The organism is Phycisphaeraceae bacterium, from assembly GCA_019636735.1.
In the GTDB taxonomy this organism is placed as follows: Bacteria; Planctomycetota; Phycisphaerae; order Phycisphaerales; family SM1A02; genus VGXK01.
On sequence record JAHBWY010000006.1, the window covers coordinates 146,654 to 164,098 of the forward strand.

15 protein-coding genes and 2 tRNA genes are annotated in these 17,445 nt (G+C 65.4%); 10 read left to right on the forward strand and 7 right to left on the reverse strand.

The features are described 5' to 3' along the window. Positions 1-469 precede the first annotated feature (469 nt). The 3 genes from KF724_09950 (at position 470) to KF724_09960 (ending at position 2,032) form a co-directional block, all read left to right on the forward strand. Positions 470-760 carry a hypothetical protein gene (locus KF724_09950; GenBank protein MBX3356006.1) on the forward strand — a complete coding sequence of 97 codons (291 nt, stop codon included), beginning with the start codon at positions 470-472 and terminating at the stop codon, positions 758-760. Then, positions 757-1,074, forward strand: a complete 318-nt coding sequence (locus KF724_09955; protein MBX3356007.1) for a hypothetical protein — start codon at positions 757-759, stop codon at positions 1,072-1,074. Before KF724_09950 ends, KF724_09955 begins: the two co-directional genes overlap by 4 nt. A 454-nt stretch (positions 1,075-1,528) precedes the next feature. Continuing rightward, positions 1,529-2,032 carry a hypothetical protein gene (locus KF724_09960; protein ID MBX3356008.1) on the forward strand — a complete coding sequence of 168 codons (504 nt, stop codon included), beginning with the start codon at positions 1,529-1,531 and terminating at the stop codon, positions 2,030-2,032. Between the two features lie 4 nt (positions 2,033-2,036). On the opposite strand, the gene KF724_09965 is transcribed toward KF724_09960, so the two are convergent. After that, positions 2,037-3,116, reverse strand: a complete 1,080-nt coding sequence (locus tag KF724_09965) for a hypothetical protein (protein MBX3356009.1) — start codon at positions 3,114-3,116, stop codon at positions 2,037-2,039. A gap of 36 nt (positions 3,117-3,152) precedes the next feature. After that, the gene (gene def, locus KF724_09970; GenBank protein MBX3356010.1) at positions 3,153-3,674 is read right to left on the reverse strand and encodes a peptide deformylase; all 522 of its coding nucleotides are present in this window, start codon (positions 3,672-3,674) and stop codon (positions 3,153-3,155) included. Positions 3,675-3,838: 164 nt separating this feature from the next. Here def and KF724_09975 point away from each other — a divergent pair, with 164 nt between their 5' ends. Together KF724_09975 and kdsB are read left to right on the forward strand one after the other, a co-directional pair. After that, positions 3,839-5,326, forward strand: a complete 1,488-nt coding sequence (locus tag KF724_09975) for a hypothetical protein (GenBank protein ID MBX3356011.1) — start codon at positions 3,839-3,841, stop codon at positions 5,324-5,326. Positions 5,327-5,379: 53 nt separating this feature from the next. Then, positions 5,380-6,135: a 3-deoxy-manno-octulosonate cytidylyltransferase gene (gene kdsB, locus KF724_09980; protein ID MBX3356012.1), complete on the forward strand. Its 756-nt coding sequence runs from the start codon at positions 5,380-5,382 to the stop codon at positions 6,133-6,135. Here kdsB and KF724_09985 read toward each other — a convergent pair. Continuing rightward, positions 6,095-8,833 carry a HEAT repeat domain-containing protein gene (locus tag KF724_09985; GenBank protein MBX3356013.1) on the reverse strand — a complete coding sequence of 913 codons (2,739 nt, stop codon included), beginning with the start codon at positions 8,831-8,833 and terminating at the stop codon, positions 6,095-6,097. The two genes, kdsB and KF724_09985, sit on opposite strands and share 41 nt — an antisense overlap. Before the next feature lie 137 nt (positions 8,834-8,970). Here KF724_09985 and KF724_09990 point away from each other — a divergent pair, with 137 nt between their 5' ends. Beyond that, positions 8,971-10,821 carry a CTP synthase gene (locus tag KF724_09990; protein MBX3356014.1) on the forward strand — a complete coding sequence of 617 codons (1,851 nt, stop codon included), beginning with the start codon at positions 8,971-8,973 and terminating at the stop codon, positions 10,819-10,821. A gap of 140 nt (positions 10,822-10,961) precedes the next feature. After that, positions 10,962-11,035 (forward strand) — tRNA-Met (locus tag KF724_09995). 15 nt (positions 11,036-11,050) lie between these two features. On the opposite strand, the gene KF724_10000 is transcribed toward KF724_09995, so the two are convergent. The 4 genes from KF724_10000 to KF724_10015 form a co-directional block, all read right to left on the reverse strand. Next, on the reverse strand, positions 11,051-12,484 hold the full coding sequence (locus tag KF724_10000) for a hypothetical protein (protein ID MBX3356015.1): 1,434 nt from the start codon (positions 12,482-12,484) through the stop codon (positions 11,051-11,053). Between the two features lie 78 nt (positions 12,485-12,562). Continuing rightward, a complete protein-coding gene (locus KF724_10005) occupies positions 12,563-14,005 on the reverse strand; it encodes a hypothetical protein (protein MBX3356016.1) in 1,443 nt (480 codons plus the stop codon). 292 nt (positions 14,006-14,297) lie between these two features. Continuing rightward, positions 14,298-14,371 (reverse strand) — tRNA-Arg (locus KF724_10010). Positions 14,372-14,420: 49 nt separating this feature from the next. Continuing rightward, positions 14,421-14,558 carry a hypothetical protein gene (locus KF724_10015; protein ID MBX3356017.1) on the reverse strand — a complete coding sequence of 46 codons (138 nt, stop codon included), beginning with the start codon at positions 14,556-14,558 and terminating at the stop codon, positions 14,421-14,423. A 99-nt stretch (positions 14,559-14,657) separates the two neighbouring features. On the opposite strand from KF724_10015, the gene KF724_10020 reads away from it, so the two are divergent. The 3 genes from KF724_10020 (at position 14,658) to KF724_10030 (ending at position 17,418) form a co-directional block, all read left to right on the forward strand. Further along, positions 14,658-15,671: a hypothetical protein gene (locus KF724_10020; protein ID MBX3356018.1), complete on the forward strand. Its 1,014-nt coding sequence runs from the start codon at positions 14,658-14,660 to the stop codon at positions 15,669-15,671. Next, entirely contained in the window at positions 15,668-16,177 is a 510-nt protein-coding gene (locus KF724_10025) for a tRNA (cytidine(34)-2'-O)-methyltransferase (protein MBX3356019.1), read from the forward strand. The genes KF724_10020 and KF724_10025 overlap by 4 nt, the downstream gene beginning before the upstream one ends. Before the next feature lie 170 nt (positions 16,178-16,347). Next, on the forward strand, positions 16,348-17,418 hold the full coding sequence (locus KF724_10030; protein MBX3356020.1) for a prepilin-type N-terminal cleavage/methylation domain-containing protein: 1,071 nt from the start codon (positions 16,348-16,350) through the stop codon (positions 17,416-17,418). Positions 17,419-17,445: the final 27 nt, after the last annotated feature.

Here is a 17,445-nt window from a genome sequence, read left to right on the forward strand (position 1 = left end):
CGACCTCGGCGGGTCGCACCATGCAGCCATGCTCCAAGTCATGAGGCGAGTGCGGCATTGGTCTGATTCGCTGCTGGTGCCGGAAGGGATCGCTCTCATCGGTCCACACGGCCATCGCTGCACAAGCGTGCCGCAGCCTCATCTCTCCCTCCGGCCCGGCCAGTCCCGCGAACGACATCGCAGCGCCAGTGCTTATAGGCCTTGATACTGAACTTCGGGGCGGGCCCAACCTGCGGACTTCGCCAGCGTTTGTCGCGTGACTTCAGGGGCAGTTCATGGGTCGGCTGGGGAAGCCGCCCTCGCCCGCTTGAGGGAGAAGTGACCCGTGGTGACCACAGCACAGCACATCAGCGCTCGGGTCTCTGATCCTCCCATGGCGATTGTCGTTCCCATCGGAGATCTGACCTCGGAGGGACGCATCCGAGCTCTTCTCGTGGCCTGCCGAACGATGCTGCGGGTCGAGTCGCGAATGATGATCGAACTCACCTGGGTGACGGCCGCGGACACCAAGCTGGTGGCAGCGCTTGTGGAGGTGTGGTCGGCCGCGCAACATCTGAGAGTTCAACTGCACATCAGAGTGTCCGAGCCGGTCGCCCGTTGGCTGCAGATCTGCCGGATCGACTGGATTCAGAGTGCACGGACCGAATGCGAGGAGATGCCGGATTCCTGGCGGAGTCTGCCGAATGATGTCGCGATCATTGACACGGCACGCAATGTGCGGGCCGCCCTTACCAATCCGATTGAGGAGAACTTGCCATGAGGACCATCACGATTGTCCGTGCTTCACTCTCGCTTGCCGCTGCTGTGGCCCTGGTGCTTGGTGTGCAGCGCGACTGCACCATCCTGGGCAATGCCGCTGACGAGGTCTCGGTCGCTCCGAATGCACCGGCGTGTGCTTCGAGTCAGGACTTCGAAGCATCGGGCCTGGAGCTCGCGTCCTTCATGCTGTTCACGAAGCCCAGCCCATGGACGCTTCCGCATTGGTCCTCACCTGCGGGAGAGAGCTTCATGACGAACCCGCACCGGTTTCACCGTCCCGATCCGCGGCATCTGCGCCGCTTCCAGTACCTCTGATCCATCCGCAACGCCCACGACACTCCGGGACAGTCGCAGCGCCACGGGACACAAGCCCCGTGGCGCTGTTCATGCGCTCTCACCTCGAGAAGTCATCGCCCGTGGACACAGCGATGCGCGTCCGCTCAGCGGCGAGTCGACTCTGGGAAGCTCCGACTCGTCCTGTGCATCCCGCTCGTCTTGACCTGCGCGGCGCTCGCGCTCACGACCCCGCGGACCCTACGCAATCGAGATTCGGCGCCGGTATCTGCGCTGCAGCGGACCCTGGCGTGACGCGCTCATGTTCGGATGCCCTTGCGGTCCATCGACGCGGAGCGACGGCGGATCCTGCGGGCATAGGCGAGCAAGGCCCCGGAGACCGCACAACCCGCACGGCCGGACCAGAGTGACCGCATCGCCGGCACTTTGTCGCATTTCGGCTCATGTTCCGGCCTGCACTCATCACAGTAGAGGCGTGGCGGTTCTGTTGGTCGTTCCTGTTCAGTCGCTGCATCCGGCGCTTCAGACGCCGCCGATGCCGCCGCCTCCACCTCCACCCGCACCCCCTGCTCGCGTCGACTGCTGGCATCACGGAGTGAAGCCAGCCGACGCAGCCATGCTCCGCGCCGATCGAATGCTGGAAGAGCGCGCTCTCGCTGAGGTCGAGCGACTGCGAAACGAGCTTGGCGCCTCGGACATGGCTCTTGAAGCCACGCGCTCGCTCCTCGAGCGAAACAGATTCGAGAGCGCCCTCGACCGTCGGGCGACCGTGTCCGAAACGAACGCGGCAGCGGCACGCGCCGCCGTTGCGTCCGAGCCCTTCAGCCAGCCGGTGCCCGGCTCGATGACCGTCGGTCGCCCCACGCAGGGCGATGACGCGGGCGCCGCGCCGCTTGCCGCAGCGAGCGCCCGGGCCATGCACGCGGCAACCGAGCTGGTCGTCGTGCGACAGCGCTCCATGGTCGATTTCTTTGCTTGAGCCGTCACACTCGCGGTTCGGAGCGGAGTTGAAGCACGCCCGCGGTCGGCGACTCGCCCCGGGCACGGCCGCGTCGCCAAGCCTCAAATGACATGACGCGACCTCCGGGCGGCTGCACTTCGAGAAGTTCAACTTCGCCCTCTCCGCAGCGGACGATCCCGTCGCCTCGAGTGGTGCCAATCGCGGAGAGGCCCGCCGCGCGCTGGCCGACCGTTTCAGGCGCCTCGCCCGCAAAACTCCCACCCTCCACTCCGCTCCCACCGCCGACAGAGCCTCCACTACCAGCAACACCACCCTCGACTCCGCTCCCACCGCCCGCCCGAACGACTCTCGCCCGCAGGAGCTTGATGGGCGCGCCATCGATCGTCGCCTCACATCCAGGCCACGGGGAAAGGCCATTGATCCGCGCTGCCACCAGCCTCGCCGGCTGTGACAGATCGACCCATGCATCGGCCCGAGAGAGCTTCTTCGCGCGCGTCACGAGCGAGGGGTCCTGAGCCTCTCCATGCACCGCGCCCGCCGCATGCTTCGCCAGCACCTCGTCGATCACCGCGGGCCCGAGCTGCGCTAGCCGATCATGCAGCTCCCCCGCCGTCTCCGCGGCGCCCACCGTCGTCGTCGCGGAGGCATAGATCACACCCGCGTCCATGCGCTCGGCAATCGAAATGACCGTCACGCCGACCTCGCGGTCACCCTCCATCACCGCACGCTGGATCGGTGCCGCACCGCGCCAACGGGGCAGGAGCGAGCCGTGCAGGTTGATGGCGAAACGACCCTCGACGAACTCCGGCGCAAGCTTCTGACCGAAGGCGATCACGACGAAGATCGGCGCGGCGCCCCTGATGCGATCGAGGTCCGGCGCCAGATTGACATTCTCACTGCGAAGAAGCGGAAGCCCAAGGGCCAAAGCTCGCTCCGAGATCGGCGTCGCCTGCGAGCGCTGGCCTCGCCCCGCGGGGCGATCGGGCTGCGAGACGACCAGCGCCACACGCCCCGTGGCCGCGAGGCTCTCAAGGCCGGGCAGGCCGAACGCCCCCGACCCGAGAAAGACGATCGGCGGACCCTTGGGCTCACCGCCGGTCACTGCTGCGCACCTCGGCTCACGAGTGCCATTCTCACTTCACTGCGCCGCATCACGCTCGAGGGCCTTGAGCGGTTTCCGGGCGCGAAGCCGGTCAGCCGGTGCCATGCGATCGATGATGAGCACGCCATCAAGATGATCGCACTCATGCTGCCAGACGCGGGCGAGCATTCCCGAGTGCGTACGCTGGTGCCGAACGCCGTCGAGGTCGCTCCATGAGAGCGTGACTGACAACGGTCGCCTGATGTCCCCTCGAATCTCGGGCAGGCTCAAGCACCCCTCGTTCATCGAGTCGAGTTCGCCTTCCGCCTTCTCGACGATCGGATTGATGTAGACACCCGCCTCCTCCCGCTCATCGGGCCGCGCTTCCGTCACGAAGATGCGAAGACTCTCGCCGACCTGTGGAGCAGCCAGGCCCGCCCCCTCCTCATCGCGCATGACGCGGAACATGTCCTCCACCAGCGCTCGAATGGAGTCATCGACGGTCGCGACCGACATGGCCTTCCGTCGCAGCACCGGGGCGGGATAGAGCACGATCTTGCGCGTGGCGATCTCCTTCACGGCCACATGCTACGCGACGCTCGAAAGGCCCCGGAATCGTGCCCGCGTTGACCCAGCGGCACGGCCGCCATACCTTGCTCCATCCGGCAATTCGAAGCGCCTGCGCGCCTCGGAGCCGCCGGGTGCAGGCACGGTTGTCCCAGCGAGTCCCCGAAGGAGTCCGCGTGTTCTTCAAGTTCAAGAAGAGCGAGAGTGGCGGCAGCGCATCGAAGGGCTTCCAGCCGCAGCCCGACAAGGCTCGGAAGTTCCTCGAGCACGCCGAGACCCAGGCGAATTCGTCGAGCTATGACTACGCGCTGCTCCTCTTCGCCCAGGGCATTCGGCTCGACCCGGCCAACATGGTGGCGCACCAGCACATGTATGAAGCCGCCGTCCGCTATGTGACCGGCGGCGGGCGCGCCGCGAGCAGCAAGGACCTGAGGCAGATCGATGACGGCACAGCCGTCGGCCGCTTTGCCGCCGCCGAGTTCGCGTGGATGAAGGACCTCAACAACGCGCAGGGCGCACTGCGCATGCTGGAGCGCGGCGTCGGCGTGGCCGAGATCGGTGTCGACCTGAGCGAGTTCGGCTCATGGGCCGCACCCAAGGTGCTGAACCTGGTCCGCGTGCAACTCAAGAAGAAGCCGAACAAGAGCCTTCTCATTCAGGCGAAGAATGCCTTCGAAGGGGTCAACGCCTGGGACGAGGCGATGATCTGCGCGGAGGAGGCCTATCGACTCGATCCCTCCGACAGCAAGCTGATGGATGAGATCAAGCAGCTCACCGCTCAGCGTGCCATCCAGCAGGGCGGCTATCAGCAGAATGCGAACCAGGAGGGCGGCTTCCGCGCCAACATCCGAGACGCCGACAAGCAACGCGCCCTCGAAGAGGCGGAGAGCCTCTCGGGCAACGCCGACATCGAGTCGCGCAACCTCGAGCGAGCAAAGAAGGAGTTCGAGGAGAATCCTCTTTCGCTCGAGGCGATCCGTCGCTACGCGCAGCTTCTCAAGCGGCAGCAGACGCCCGAGGCGGAACTCAAGGCGATCGAGGTGTACGAGGCGGGTTTCGCTCGAACCAGCGACTTTGCGCTGCGAGCGGCGGCCAATGACATTCGGCTCACACACATGCGGCGCGAAGTGAAGGCGCTCGAGGAGTCTGCGTCGGCCAACCCCGCCGACGCCGCCTCAACCGAGGCCGCAGCCGCCGCGCGCCGCCGCCTGCTCGAAACGGAGCTCGCGGACTACACCGATCGCATTGCCAAGTATCCGACTGATCGCAAGCTCCGCGCGGAAGCGGGTCGCGTCGCCCTCGAACTCGGCAAGATCGAGGATGCCATGGCCTTCTTCCAAGCGGCCAAGGAAGAGCCGCGACTGCGCGTCTATGGCGCTCAGATGCTGGGCCGCTGCTTCGCCGCCGAGGGGTGGCACAACGAGGCGATTGGTGAGTTCCGAGAGGCGATCAGCGCTATCGACGCAACCACCAGCGAACTCGAGCTCGACATCCGCTATGACCTCATGACCAGCCTGGCCGCCCAGGCGAAGCAGGAGAAGAGCATCGCGCTGGCGAAAGAAGCCGTGGAGATCTGCTCGGTCATCATGCGGCGCGACATCTCCTTCCGCGACATCCGTGCGAAGCGCAAGGAGTTCGATGGGCTCCTCAAGGATCTGAGCTGAGCTCCGGCATCGCCGGCCTCCGCGCCGGTACCCAGGCAGGTGGTGAGCCCAACATGCGAGATGTGGCCGTCGTCATTCCTGCTCGCTACGCCAGCAGCCGCTTTCCCGGCAAGCCGCTCGCGCCGATCCTGGGAAAGCCAATGATCCAGCATGTGCACGAGCGAGCCGCGACGGTCGCCCGGCGCGTGATCGTCGCCACCGACGATGAACGAATCGCGACCGCCGTCAAGGCCTTCGGCGGCGAGGTTGTCATGACTCGGGGCGATCATCCCAACGGAACGAGCCGGATCGCCGAAGTCGCGGCGACCCTCCACGAAGATGTCATCGTGAATGTGCAGGGCGATGAGCCTGGCCTCGAACCGTCGCTGATTGAGCGCGCCGTCAAGGCGCTTCGCGCCGCGGGCCGGGGCGTGCCGATGGCGACCATCGCGTCACCCTTTTCGCACGGCGAAGATCCGAAGAGCCCGCACCTTGTCAAGGTTGTTGTCGATCGCCGCGGCCGGGCCCTCTACTTCTCGCGAAGTGTGATTCCCTTTGCACGCGACGATCAACCTCGCGACGCAGCCGACTCGACCCACGCGGCGCTGCTGCGCCATGTGGGTCTCTATGCCTACCGACGCCCCTTCCTCGCCACCTTCGTCGCCCTCGAAGAGTCACCGCTCGAGCGCACGGAGCAGCTCGAACAACTGCGGGCGATCGAGCACGGCTATCCGATTGCAGTCGCCGTGGCCGAAGCAGCCGTGCACGGAATCGACACGCCTGAGCAGCTCACGGCGTTTGAGCAGGCTCTTCGCCGCGAATCGCCCTGAGCCATCGCTCCGCTCGCTCTCGCCGCCCCGGGTCACGGTCGCTTGAGGCGATCGCCTGGAGTCGATCGGTGGCTTCCGTCGCACGAAGCGTGGCGAGCGCCTCGCCCGCCGCGTCGCGGCTTCGACGCTCGGGGTCATCGAGCATCGGCAGGAGTGCCTGAATGATGCGGTCCCGGTCGGCCGACTCGGCCATGCCGCCCAGCTTCGCGAGGGCGCGGATCGCATCGGGGCGAGCCCGATCGAAGTTGCCCCGCGCCGCCAAGGCGAGCGCCGGCTCGATCGCCCGAAGGTCCTCGATGGCCACGAGCGCCTCGATCGCCGCGCCCCTGATGCGCTCCTGGTGACTCGGCTGCTTCGTGAGGGTGAGGAGCACCTCCGCCCGATCACTCGCCTTGATCGATCCCAAGATGCTCGCTGCGGCGGCGCGGCACTGGTAGCTGCGATCATGCAGCGCCACCTTCTCGAGGCGCTCTGCGGCATCATCCTTCGGCTGCTTCTGCAAGGCGCGAACGAGCGCCAGTCGCACGCGCGGATCGGCCTCCCCGCGATCGAAGAGGTCGATCAGCTTTGCAAGCGCTTCCGGAGTTCCGAAATCCGCAAGCGCCTCGATTGCGCGGCGCCGACTGGTGCGCGGCGCCCCCACCGCCGTGGCAACATCCATGAGCATGTCGAGTGATGCGGGTTCGCTGCGGGACGCCAGTGCATCAATCGCAAACCGCCGCGCCGCCTGCGTAGGGCCGCGCCACGCCGCCGCCGTGAGCAGCTTGGTCTCCATGTCCACTTCGAGCGTCTTCAGCGTGGCCAAGCGCGGATCAATCGCCACCATCGTCGGCGGTCCGTCGAGATCGAAGCGGCGCTCCGCAACGCGCTCACGGATCTCCCAAGGCATGGTCCTCGCCCCGCTCGCCGTCTCGATGTAGATCGGCAGATCGAAGCGGAAGGCCGGGGTGCGCTCGTCGATCTTCTGTGTCTGCTCGACGCGGACAGTGAGCGCCCGCGACTCCGCGTCGTACCTGACGGTCGCCTTCAGATTGGGCGAGCCCGGCCGCAGGCACCACTGATCGAAGAACCACTCGAGACTGGTGCCCGATGCCGCTTCGAGAGCCTTGCGGAAGTCATCGGTCTCAGCGAGCCCGCCTGCGTGCGCGGCCATGTAGCGGCGCGTGCCGTCATAGAAGATCTCCTCACCCAGCCGCTCCCGCAGCATGTGCAGCACACTCGCCCCCTTGGTGTAGGGATTGGCTGCACGGCTGAAGGTCTCCCACGGATTGCGATAGATCGGACTCACCATCGGAAGCTGGTTGTTGGTCGAGTCGCGCTGCGCGACACCGAAGTTGCCGACCATCGAATCGAAGTAGCCGACTTCGCCGTCGCGCTCCTCGAACCAGAGCGCGGTGGCATAGGTCGCCCACCCCTCATTGAGCCAGATGTGCGCCCATGTTCGACAGGTGACCAGATCGCCTGCCCACTGATGCGCGAGCTCATGGGAGACGAGGCCGTCGAGATCCTCCTCCTCACCCGCGATCTCATCGAAGAGGGAGCCCGGGTGGAGCGTGGTCGCCGCCACATTCTCCATGCCGCCCGCACCGAAGTTGCGGACGACAAGCTGGTCGTAGCGCGCCCATGGGTACCTCTGTCCGAAGACATGCTCGTAGAGGCGCATCATCGCGTCGGTGTTGCCGAAGGTGCGCTCGACATCGCCTTCGCGCTCCGGCGGCACCCAGACATGCATCGACACCCCGGACTCGGGTGCCTCAAGCGGCACGCGCGCGAAGCGCCCCGCGACGATCGCCACGAGGTAGGGCACGATCGGCTCCGCCTGCCGCCAATGCCAGAGTTCGCGGGCTTCGCCCACCGGCGCAGCGCCCGTCACTCCGCCGACCGGCGAATCTCGCCGCTCAATCAACGCTCCGTTCCCTGAAACCAGCAGCCCCTTCGGGGCCGTGATGTAGAAATCCACCGCCACACGAACATTCGGGAAGTCGTGGCATGGGAACCAGTGGTGATTGCTTTCCGCCTGCCCCTGTGAATGCACTTCCGGCGCATCGGTCCCCTCGCCGGACCCGAGTGATGGCGTGAAGATGAGCCCCTGCGCCGGCCGGTCGCCCGAGTAGCGAATCGCGACTTCGACTTCGCGTGGCGGCAATGGCTCGGCGAAGCGGATCCCCAGCTTTGGACCATCGTGGAAGAACTCGATCTCCTCCCCGGCGTTCGCCATGCCCTTGCCCCAGCGGACCCACTTCACATCGAGACCGGCGCAGTCGAGGGTGAGGCCTTGCACAGGCACGCCGATCGGCGCGATCCGATAGGTCGCCAAGCCTTCGAAGCGTGCGCGGTCCATGTCGACCAAGTCGAGATCAAGCCGAAGGTGTCGGTACTCAACGAGCGGATCGGGCGCCCAGTTGCGATTGTCCGCTCCGGTCGCAGGGTCGAAGGCTCCGCGCCCCCGCTCCCCGGCGACTTCCATCATGCGGCCGCAGCCCCACTCGCCCCATGCCGTCTCCTCAGCCGCCGTGGCGCGCGGTGTCGCCTGGAGTGCAGCGACGGCGAGGGCGACGACCGCGAGGCTCCCGCCGATCACTTGAAGGGAGCGCGCCAGAGGTGACCACGCGCCTGCCGATCGCCCGACTGTCGCCGGGTCGCCAAGACCCGAGTCACCGCAATCGGCCACCGCCGATGTCGCCTGTCCCTCGGCCAAGCCACCCCGTCGAAGGCCACACCTTGTCCACTTCAAGCCTGGTCCCATCACCTTGATTCGTCGCATATGCCCACGATAGCGACTTGGATGGGCAATCCGCCCTTGTTCATGCGAGGCCCGGCGCGTTACGATCAGACATGCCCCTCAGCGAACGCCGCGACGCGACCAGGCCTGATTCCGGAACTGGCTTCTTGTCGCAGTTCAGCGATTCGCAGGAAGCAGGCGAGTGGTTTTCCCCGGCACCGGCGGGTTACCAGCGCGGACGCACGCGCTTCGTGGTGGTGATCGGCACCGTCATGAGCGGTCTCGGCAAGGGAATCTTTTCGAGTTCGCTCGCCAAGCTGCTGAAGGACAAGGGCCTCCAGGTGGCACCCATCAAGATGGAGGGCTACCTCAACATCGACTCGGGCACGCTCAACCCATTCCGGCACGGCGAAGTCTTCGTGCTCGATGACGGTCTCGAGACCGACATGGATCTCGGCACCTACGAGAGGATTCTCGATCAGGATCTCTCGAGACGGAACTTCGTGACCGCAGGCCAGATCTACACGGAGATTCTCGAGCGAGAGCGGCGCGGCGGCTATCTCGGGCGCGATGTGCAGATGATTCCGCATGTGACCGGCGCCGTGAAGATGCGCCTTCGAGAACTCGCCATGACCGGCGGGCCCGGCGGTCGCCCCGCCGATGTCGTCTTCGTCGAAGTGGGTGGCACCGCAGGCGACTATGAGAACGGCTTCTACATCGAGGCGCTGCGCGAGCTCGCCTTCGAGGAGGGGCCGGATTCGACCTGTTTCGTTGCGCTCACCTACATCCTTGAACCGACGATTCTCGGAGAACAGAAGTCGAAGGCGGCGCAGTTGGGCATCAAGCGACTGATGGAGGCTGGCATCCAACCGCAGCTCATCGCCTGCCGCGCGAAGAACCCCGTCTCGGACAAGGTGATGCAGAAGATCGGGATGTTCTCCAATGTCCCGATCAAGCGCATCTTCTCGATGCACGATCGAGAGTCGATCTATGTCATTCCCGACGCCATGCGCGCGGGGGGCCTCGACCGCGAGATTCTCTCGATCCTCGGCCTGCATGACCGCGTGCACGCCCAGCATGAAGATGACGCCCGGCGCCGCTGGGGCGAGTTCAGCGCGAAGCTCGCCGCGCCTCGTCGCCATGCCGTGCGCATCGGCATTGCCGGCAAGTACGCCTCGCTTCGAGACGCCTATGCATCGATCGACAAGGCGATCGAGCACTGCGGGATTCATCTCTCCGCCTCAGTTGAGGTTGCGTGGCTGGACACGAGTGACATTCGCACGCTCGATGACGCAGGGCGGGCGCTCGCCGGCTGCGATGCGATCATCGTGCCCGGCGGCTTCGGGGTGCGCGGCGTCGAAGGGAAGATCCGCTGTGTGGAGTGGGCCAGAACGAAGGGACTTCCCTTCCTCGGCATCTGCCTCGGCTTCCAGGTGGCCGTCATCGAGTTCGCTCGGCATGTGCTTGGCTGGGATGGCGCGAACACCACGGAGCTCGATCCAGCGACTCCCTACCCGGTCATCTCCGAGCTGCCCGAGCAGAAGCGCATCGAGGGAATCATGGGCGGCACCATGCGACTCGGGGCGCAGGATGTGGTCATCGAGCCCGGCACACTCGCCTCGTTCCTCTTCGGCGGGCAGCCGCTGGTGCGGGAGCGCTTCCGCCATCGCTACGAAGTCGACCCGGCGCACATCGAAGCGTTGACCGGGGCGGGACTCGTTTTCAGCGGCCGGCATCCGAAGTTCCCGGTGATGCAGGTCGTCGAACTCCCCGCGCACGCACACCCATACTTCATCGGGGCGCAGTTCCACCCGGAGTTGACGAGCCGACCCCTCAGGCCCCAGCCGCTCTTTGCGGGACTGGTGGCCGCGGCCCTCTGCCGCGTGAGGCCGGAGGTGGCGAACGAACCCGCGATTGCACGCTGGCACCGCCCCGCCGAGGTCGCGAACGCGACGCACGCCTGACGCAACGAGCCACTTCAAAGTGGCGATCCAGCCACAGCTCTCGCCGCGCGGATCCGCCTCGCCTTCCGGCGTTGACGGACAAGACCATGGCCGTTGAGCAAGACCCCGATGGGCGCTCTTCGGCTACACTCTCCCGCCCCGGCGATGTAGCTCAGCTGGCTAGAGCGAGGGATTCATAAACCCTAGGTCGGCGGTTCGAGCCCGCCCATCGCCATTGGACGCTCGCGGCTTACGGGCACGGCCCCCACGCGCCCAGCAGGATCGCGAGATCGGCGCCATCGACGCTTCCGCTGCCATCGAGGTCGCCGCTGCCGGAGCCTCCCCACTGCCCGAGCAGAATCGCGAGATCAGCGCCGTCGACGGTGCCGCTGTCATTGAGGTCGCCGACGCAGACCTCGACCTCGGGTGTCGCGGGCACCGGCACATTCACTGACACAGAGCTTTCCTCGCCCGGCTTGAAGAGTCCGATCGATGCGGCACCGGTCACGGGCGGCTGATCGGCCACGAAGCGGAAGTTGAACATGGTGCTCCAACGCAGCGCGTTGGCGTTCGCATTCTGGGCGAAGGTCTGGGTACTCCAGAGCAGCTCGCTCCCGGATGCCGACATCACCCACGGATCGGTCGAGTAGGGCTCGCCCGAGTGGTGATTGATGATCGTCTGGCCCTGATTGGTGACCGTTACACCGGGCGCCACCGGGATTGACCACGACCCTGCGGCCCGGTCGACATTCTGATTGAAGACGGCGTACTCGTAGCTCCAGGTGCCGTTGCCGTTGACGCTCACCTTCGAGCCGACGATGAAGCGACCGTCGCCGGGAACATCGATCTCCTGAATGACGACATCGGGATCGGGGATGCCGACGCCGAGACCATGATCCTTCCACGCATAGATCGCGTGGCGCTGTTGCACCGTTGGCCCCACGAAGCTGAGCGTGTAGGAGCCGCTCGAGAAGGCACCCACCGTGAAGCGCCGATAGGCGCCGTTGTTGTTCGCATTGCCCGCCGCCGCGTCATCCGCCGCGATGTAGTGGCCCTCGCCGATATAGATGGCACCCGAGTTGAGAGCGGGGTCGAGCGCATCGATGGGAACCTGAATGCGTCGACCGATGATGTTCGGGGCAGCCGGTGCCGAGAAGGGATACGGGAACGCGCCGGTCAGGGGATTGATCTGCGAACGGGGCCCAAGCCAGGTGGTGCTTCCGTTCAGGCTCGCGCTGTAGGGATCGGAACATCCCACGCCAAGCGTGTCGCAGTTGGTCGCCTGACACGGCCCGCACAGCGTGCCGCTGAGCGCACAGAAGCCGTGCTTCACCCAGCTCATGCCGATCTGTTCGAAGCGGCCGTCCACGATCCGATACATGTTCTGCGCGATGACCGGGTGCTGGTCCTTGGTGCAGAGCCCGGGGACATCGGCATCACACCAGAAGAGCACCTGATCGCCGATGTTGCACGAGGTCGTGCCGATCGCATAGGCCGAGATGCCATTGACCGTGCCGTACTTGCCGATGTCCGGCATCGCGCCGATGATCACATCGGGACCAATGACCGAAGCGACGCCGCCATCATCGTCTGCGGCGACTCGGGGCTGGGCATCGAGGCGGCCAACTGCCACAGCCACGGACGCGAGTGAGGTGAGCACGATGAGGCGACCGATCAAGTTCATCAGAGACTTCTCCAGGAAAGGCAATGCAGCCGCGGCTGGAAGAGGCGCGGCGACGGGCTGAGCTTCACGCGCGTTGTATCAGCAATCGCCCCACGCTCCAAGCACGATGGCGATATCGGCGCCGTTCACGACGCCGTCGTTGTTCAGATCACCGGGTCCGGTTGTTCCCCAGGCTCCGAGAATGATCGCGAGGTCGGCGCCGTTCACAAAGCCATCGTTGTTGAGGTCCGCTGGGCACAGAAGAATCGGCGCCGACGGAACCGGTACTGAGACGACGGGGTCCGACGCCACGCCGCTCTTGAAGAGCTCTAGCACCGCACTGCCCGCCACTGGCGGCGTATCCGCCACAAAGCGGAAGTTGAACATGGTGCTCCAGCGCAGCGCGTTGGCATTGGCGTTGACATCGAACGCCTCGGTCGCCCAGAGGATCGCCTCCGACGCGAGCGTCATCGTCCACGGGAGCGTCGAGTACGGCTCGCCCGAGTGGTGATTGACGATGTTCTGATCCTGAGCCGTGACCGTCACGCCATCAGGTCGAGCCACACGCCAGCCTCGCGCGGCGCGGTCGGAATTCTGGTTGAAGATGGCGTACTCGTAGCTCCAGGTGCCGTTGCCGTTGTCGGTGACCTTGGACCCGATGATGAAGCGGCCGTCGTCCTCGATGTCCAGTGTCTGGATATGAACCGATGGATCGGGCACGCCGATCCCGAGGCCGTGATCACGCCACGCGTAGATCGCATGCGTCTGGGTGAAAGTCGACTCCTGCATTGAGAGGGTGTAGGCGCCATTCGCGGCGAGATCGCCCACGGAGAAGCGGCGATACGAGGCGTTGTTGTTGGCATTTCCGGCGGCGGCGTCATCCGCGGCGATGTAGTGACCCTCGGCGAAGAAGAGAGCACCAGAGTTGAGCGTCGGATCGAGAGCCGACAGCGGCACCTGCACGCGCCGCCCGAGCGCGCCGCCTGCGGGAGGCGCCGTGAAGGGATAGGGGAAGATGCCCGTGACGGGATTGATCTGCGATCGAGGGCCGAGCAGCGACTGCACGCCATTCAGCGAACCGGAGTATGGATCGGAGCAGCCAACGCCGAGGGCGCTGCATCCCATCGACGATGCGATGCAGGAGCCGCAAAGACCGCCATCGAGTGCACAGAAGCCATGCTTCACCCAGCTCATGCCGATCTGCTCGAGCCGCCCGTTCTTCAGCCGGTACATGTTCTGTGCGATGACCGGATGCTGCGTGTTGGTGCAGAAACCGCTGACATTGTTCGAGCACCATTTCAGCTCCTGATCGCCGAGGTTGCAGGAGACAGTGCCGATTCCGTACGCCGCGATCGGTCCCACGGCGCCGAAGTTGAAGAGGTCGGAGATCATGCCGACGATCACATCGGGTCCGATGCCTGCCACGCCACCCTCATCGCCGCGCGGTGAGGCCTCGGCGTTCGGCACCATCGCCATGCGTCCCACGAGTGCGCCGAGACAGACCACAGGCGTGATGGACAGGACCTTCGCAATGCCCTTCATGCTTCTCTTCTCCGAGTTCGATCTCGCGTGGTTCGCAGACCTCGCGGCGACCCTCACAGGGTAGCCCGCCAGCCCCATCGGGCCACCGCGGTTGCGGGGAATGCTCTTCAATTCTCACTTCCACCTGCGCCTGTGCCGACGGAGCCCCGCGCTGCTCGCGGCGATGGTGGCAACAAAGGGTGTTGTCGGACCCGATTCGGCTTCTGTTCCGTGGCGACCTCGACCAATCTGCAATCAATAACACCGGACTCTCGCCCGTGCTTGTCCCCGAGTCGATCCAGGATCTGCGAAACGCCCCAGGCGCGGCTCGAACGCGCGACCTCCAGTTTAGGAAACCGGTGCTCTATCCAACTGAGCTACTGGGGCTCGAAGCGATGGCCGACAGCCGAGCAAGAACTCCGGCCGTGGTTCAGCGTCAATCCGCCGGCTCGACATAGGGCGGGTATCGATGGCCGCCACTCTTCTTGTCGGCACCCCTCTGCCAGAAGTAGAGGATGCACCATGCGGAGAGAAACGCGAGCCAGAGAGCGTTGGCGAAGAGAACTTCCTTCATGGTCGTGATTCCAGAGGGCGAAGTGTACGCTCAAATCGCGGCGGGTGCAGGCGGACCGCGCCCCCGACGGGCGCTCGAGCGACCTTTCGCAGTCACCTGATGTTGACGCCGCTTCCCACACCGTTCGGTCTGTTCGCGATGGTGGCCCTGATGGCGGTCATGGTGCTCGTCGCCATGACCGGCGGCATGCTCATCGCCCGAGCCCTCCGTGGCCGGTCGATCGGCGTCACCCCCTTCTGCACGCGCTGCCGCTTCGATCTGCGCGGCATGACGCTTGAAGCGACGAGCCGCTGTCCGGAATGTGGCAAGATGCTCGCCGGGCATGTGGAGGTCGGTCCGCGACGCGTGCGAGTCCGCTCGCTGATCACCGGCGTTCTGCTGGTGCTCGTCGCAGCAGTCGTGATGGTCGGCACACCGTTGGACTTCCCTCGCCGGGCCAACGCGTGGATCGTCAACCAGCGCTCCCTCGGGTCGTTCGCTGGAGCACTCGAGCGCGGCGACGAGCGGGCGTGGACCATTGCCTTCACTCGGATGCGAGACGGCCAACTCTCCCCGAGTGACCTTGAATGGCTGCTCGATCGCTCCCTTCGAAGTGTCGTTGCGACCGGCGTCATCGGCAACCGGGATCATCAGCGCATCAACCGACTCATGGCGGAAATGGCCCCGCCCACAGGCGATGCCGCGACTGACACTTCTCGAGAGCGACTGATCGCGCAAGTCCTCGAGACCCTCTCCGATGTTCCGGGTGCAGTCGTGCTGATGGCTCATCACTCGCAGGAACCTCGCTTCCTTCGAGAAACCCTCGTCTTCACCGCGTCGCTCTCGAACTGGCCGGCGCTGACCACACCACCCGCCTCGCTGCGCATCGTCGACCTGATCGGTCCGGATCAAGCGAGCATGCCGGAGATTGAGGATCCGCGGTCCTCCCCTCCTGAGGGTGGATCATCGCGGAGCCTTCGCGTTGTTCTTGCACCCGAAGGCGGCGACGAGGTGATCACGGTGCGCGCCATCATTGAGATTCGCGCGGGCTCCCGTGATGATGGAACGCCCCTCTGGATCAAGTCGGTGGAGCGATCGCTGCCCATGCGCCTTCGAAGGCCCCCGCCACCATGACCCCTGAACCGCTCCTCAATGTGGTGCTCTTTCAGCCCCAGATTCCCAACAACACGGGCAACATCGGACGCACCTGTGCGACCACGGAGTGCCGATTGCACCTCATTCATCCGCTCGCCTTTTGCATGAGCGAGAAGGCGCGGCGCCGCGCCGGCCTCGACTACTGGCACCTCGTCGACTGCCGCGAGCATGAGTCGTGGGAGGCCTTCCTCGCTCGCGAGGCACCAAAGCGCCTCTTCCTCTACACCACCGCGGGCACGCGCCCCCACTGGCAGGCGACCTTCGATCGCGGGGATTTCCTCCTCTTCGGTCGAGAGAATGGCGGAGTCCCGCAGGAGCTCCACGACTGGGTGGACCGTGAGCACTCTCCCGAACACCGCCTCTCGCTGCCGATGCGCCCGATCGAGGGTGCCCGAAGCCTCAATCTGGCGACGGCGGTCGCCTGCGCGGTCTACGAAGGATTGCGGCAACTCGATGCGCGCGGGCAACTGCCCTGGGCCCGGTAGCTGCCCAAAGTCGCCAACATTCCCTTCCAATCCCGCGGCTGGACGCTAGTATTCCTGAGTCAGCGGATGAGCGTGACGAGGCCAAGGCCCGTTTCGCCCCGCTCGTGCTGCGCCACATCGCGATGATCGCGAAGGTCAGGCCCGGGCAGTTTCCTCGGGAGACCGTCCCTATGCGTCGTGCACATTCATCTCGTCGACCGCTCGGCTTCACGCTGACCGAGCTCCTCGTCGCCATCGGCATCATCGCCCTTCTCATCGGGATCCTGCTGCCGGCGCTCGGAGCAATCTCGCAGCGATCGAAGAAGGCTGCGACCCAAGCGCTCATGCAGCAGTTCGCTGATGCGTGCAGCCTCTTCCAGCAGCAGGTCGGCTACCTGCCCGGGGTCATTCCCGAGGATGTCCTCGCCTTCGATGCCGCCCAGAATGGCGGTGTCGCGCGAATCAGTGGCATGGAGAATGCGCTGCTCCACCTGCTTGGCGGTGGCGTGCGTTCCGACGATGTCACTGCGGCGGAGTGGGCAAGCCTGACCTCTGGCAACGGATGGGTGACGGTTTCCTTCCAGCGACCACAGGGCGGCACACTCGATCTCAAGGTCAACCTGAACGAGATGGTCTCAGGTCGCGGACCTCGGATCGCAGGCAAGCAGTACGACCGCTTCTTCAATGCCAAGCCAACGGAACTGGTGGCGGTGCAGGGTCAGTTGGGTGAGCTTGATTTCAATCCGAACGCGCCTGGTCTCCAAGGTCTTCCCGACCTCGTGGACGCTTGGGGCCAGCCGATCATTTATGTCCGAGCGGCGCGCGGAACCGGGCCGCTGGTCGGCGATGTGCTGAGTGCCACAGCGCCAGCGCAGTTCGGTCGCTACTCGATGACCCCGTACACCAACTCGACCTTCCTCGGCGAGTTGGGCCGCGATCAGACGGATCTGAGCCTGCTTTCCGGCAACAACGCCACCGGCAATGATGGCGGCGCGGGAACCGGCAACACCTTCTTCGCTCAAGTCATCCGGCATGCGGGTATGGGTAACCCCTCGCAGCCGGTGACGAGCGGAGTCGCACGAGGTCGTTTCGTGGTCATCAGCGCCGGACGCGATGGAATCTACTTCTCACGGACCGATGGACCGGGCAGCACCTCGACTCCGGTCACGAACATCATCACCAGCGACTTCACCAACGGCGGCAACTTCGGCCCGACGGTGGTCGAGTCCTATGACGACATCCGCATCTTCGGCGGAAGCTGATCAGCGCTCGGCACGCAATGAAGCCGC

Excerpts from the sequence above, each read along its gene's own strand:
- KF724_10025 (MBX3356019.1), top strand. The coding sequence starts at position 15,668 with ATGACCCCTGAACCGCTCCTCAATGTGGTGCTCTTTCAGCCCCAGATT.
- kdsB (MBX3356012.1), top strand. The coding sequence starts at position 5,380 with ATGCGAGATGTGGCCGTCGTCATTCCTGCTCGCTACGCCAGCAGCCGC.
- KF724_10000 (MBX3356015.1), bottom strand. The coding sequence starts at position 12,484 with ATGAACTTGATCGGTCGCCTCATCGTGCTCACCTCACTCGCGTCCGTG.
- KF724_10005 (MBX3356016.1), bottom strand. The coding sequence starts at position 14,005 with ATGAAGGGCATTGCGAAGGTCCTGTCCATCACGCCTGTGGTCTGTCTC.
- KF724_10020 (MBX3356018.1), top strand. The coding sequence starts at position 14,658 with ATGTTGACGCCGCTTCCCACACCGTTCGGTCTGTTCGCGATGGTGGCC.
- KF724_09990 (MBX3356014.1), top strand. The coding sequence starts at position 8,971 with ATGCCCCTCAGCGAACGCCGCGACGCGACCAGGCCTGATTCCGGAACT.
- KF724_09955 (MBX3356007.1), top strand. The coding sequence starts at position 757 with ATGAGGACCATCACGATTGTCCGTGCTTCACTCTCGCTTGCCGCTGCT.
- KF724_09950 (MBX3356006.1), top strand. The coding sequence starts at position 470 with ATGATGATCGAACTCACCTGGGTGACGGCCGCGGACACCAAGCTGGTG.
- KF724_10030 (MBX3356020.1), top strand. The coding sequence starts at position 16,348 with ATGCGTCGTGCACATTCATCTCGTCGACCGCTCGGCTTCACGCTGACC.
- KF724_10015 (MBX3356017.1), bottom strand. The coding sequence starts at position 14,558 with ATGAAGGAAGTTCTCTTCGCCAACGCTCTCTGGCTCGCGTTTCTCTCC.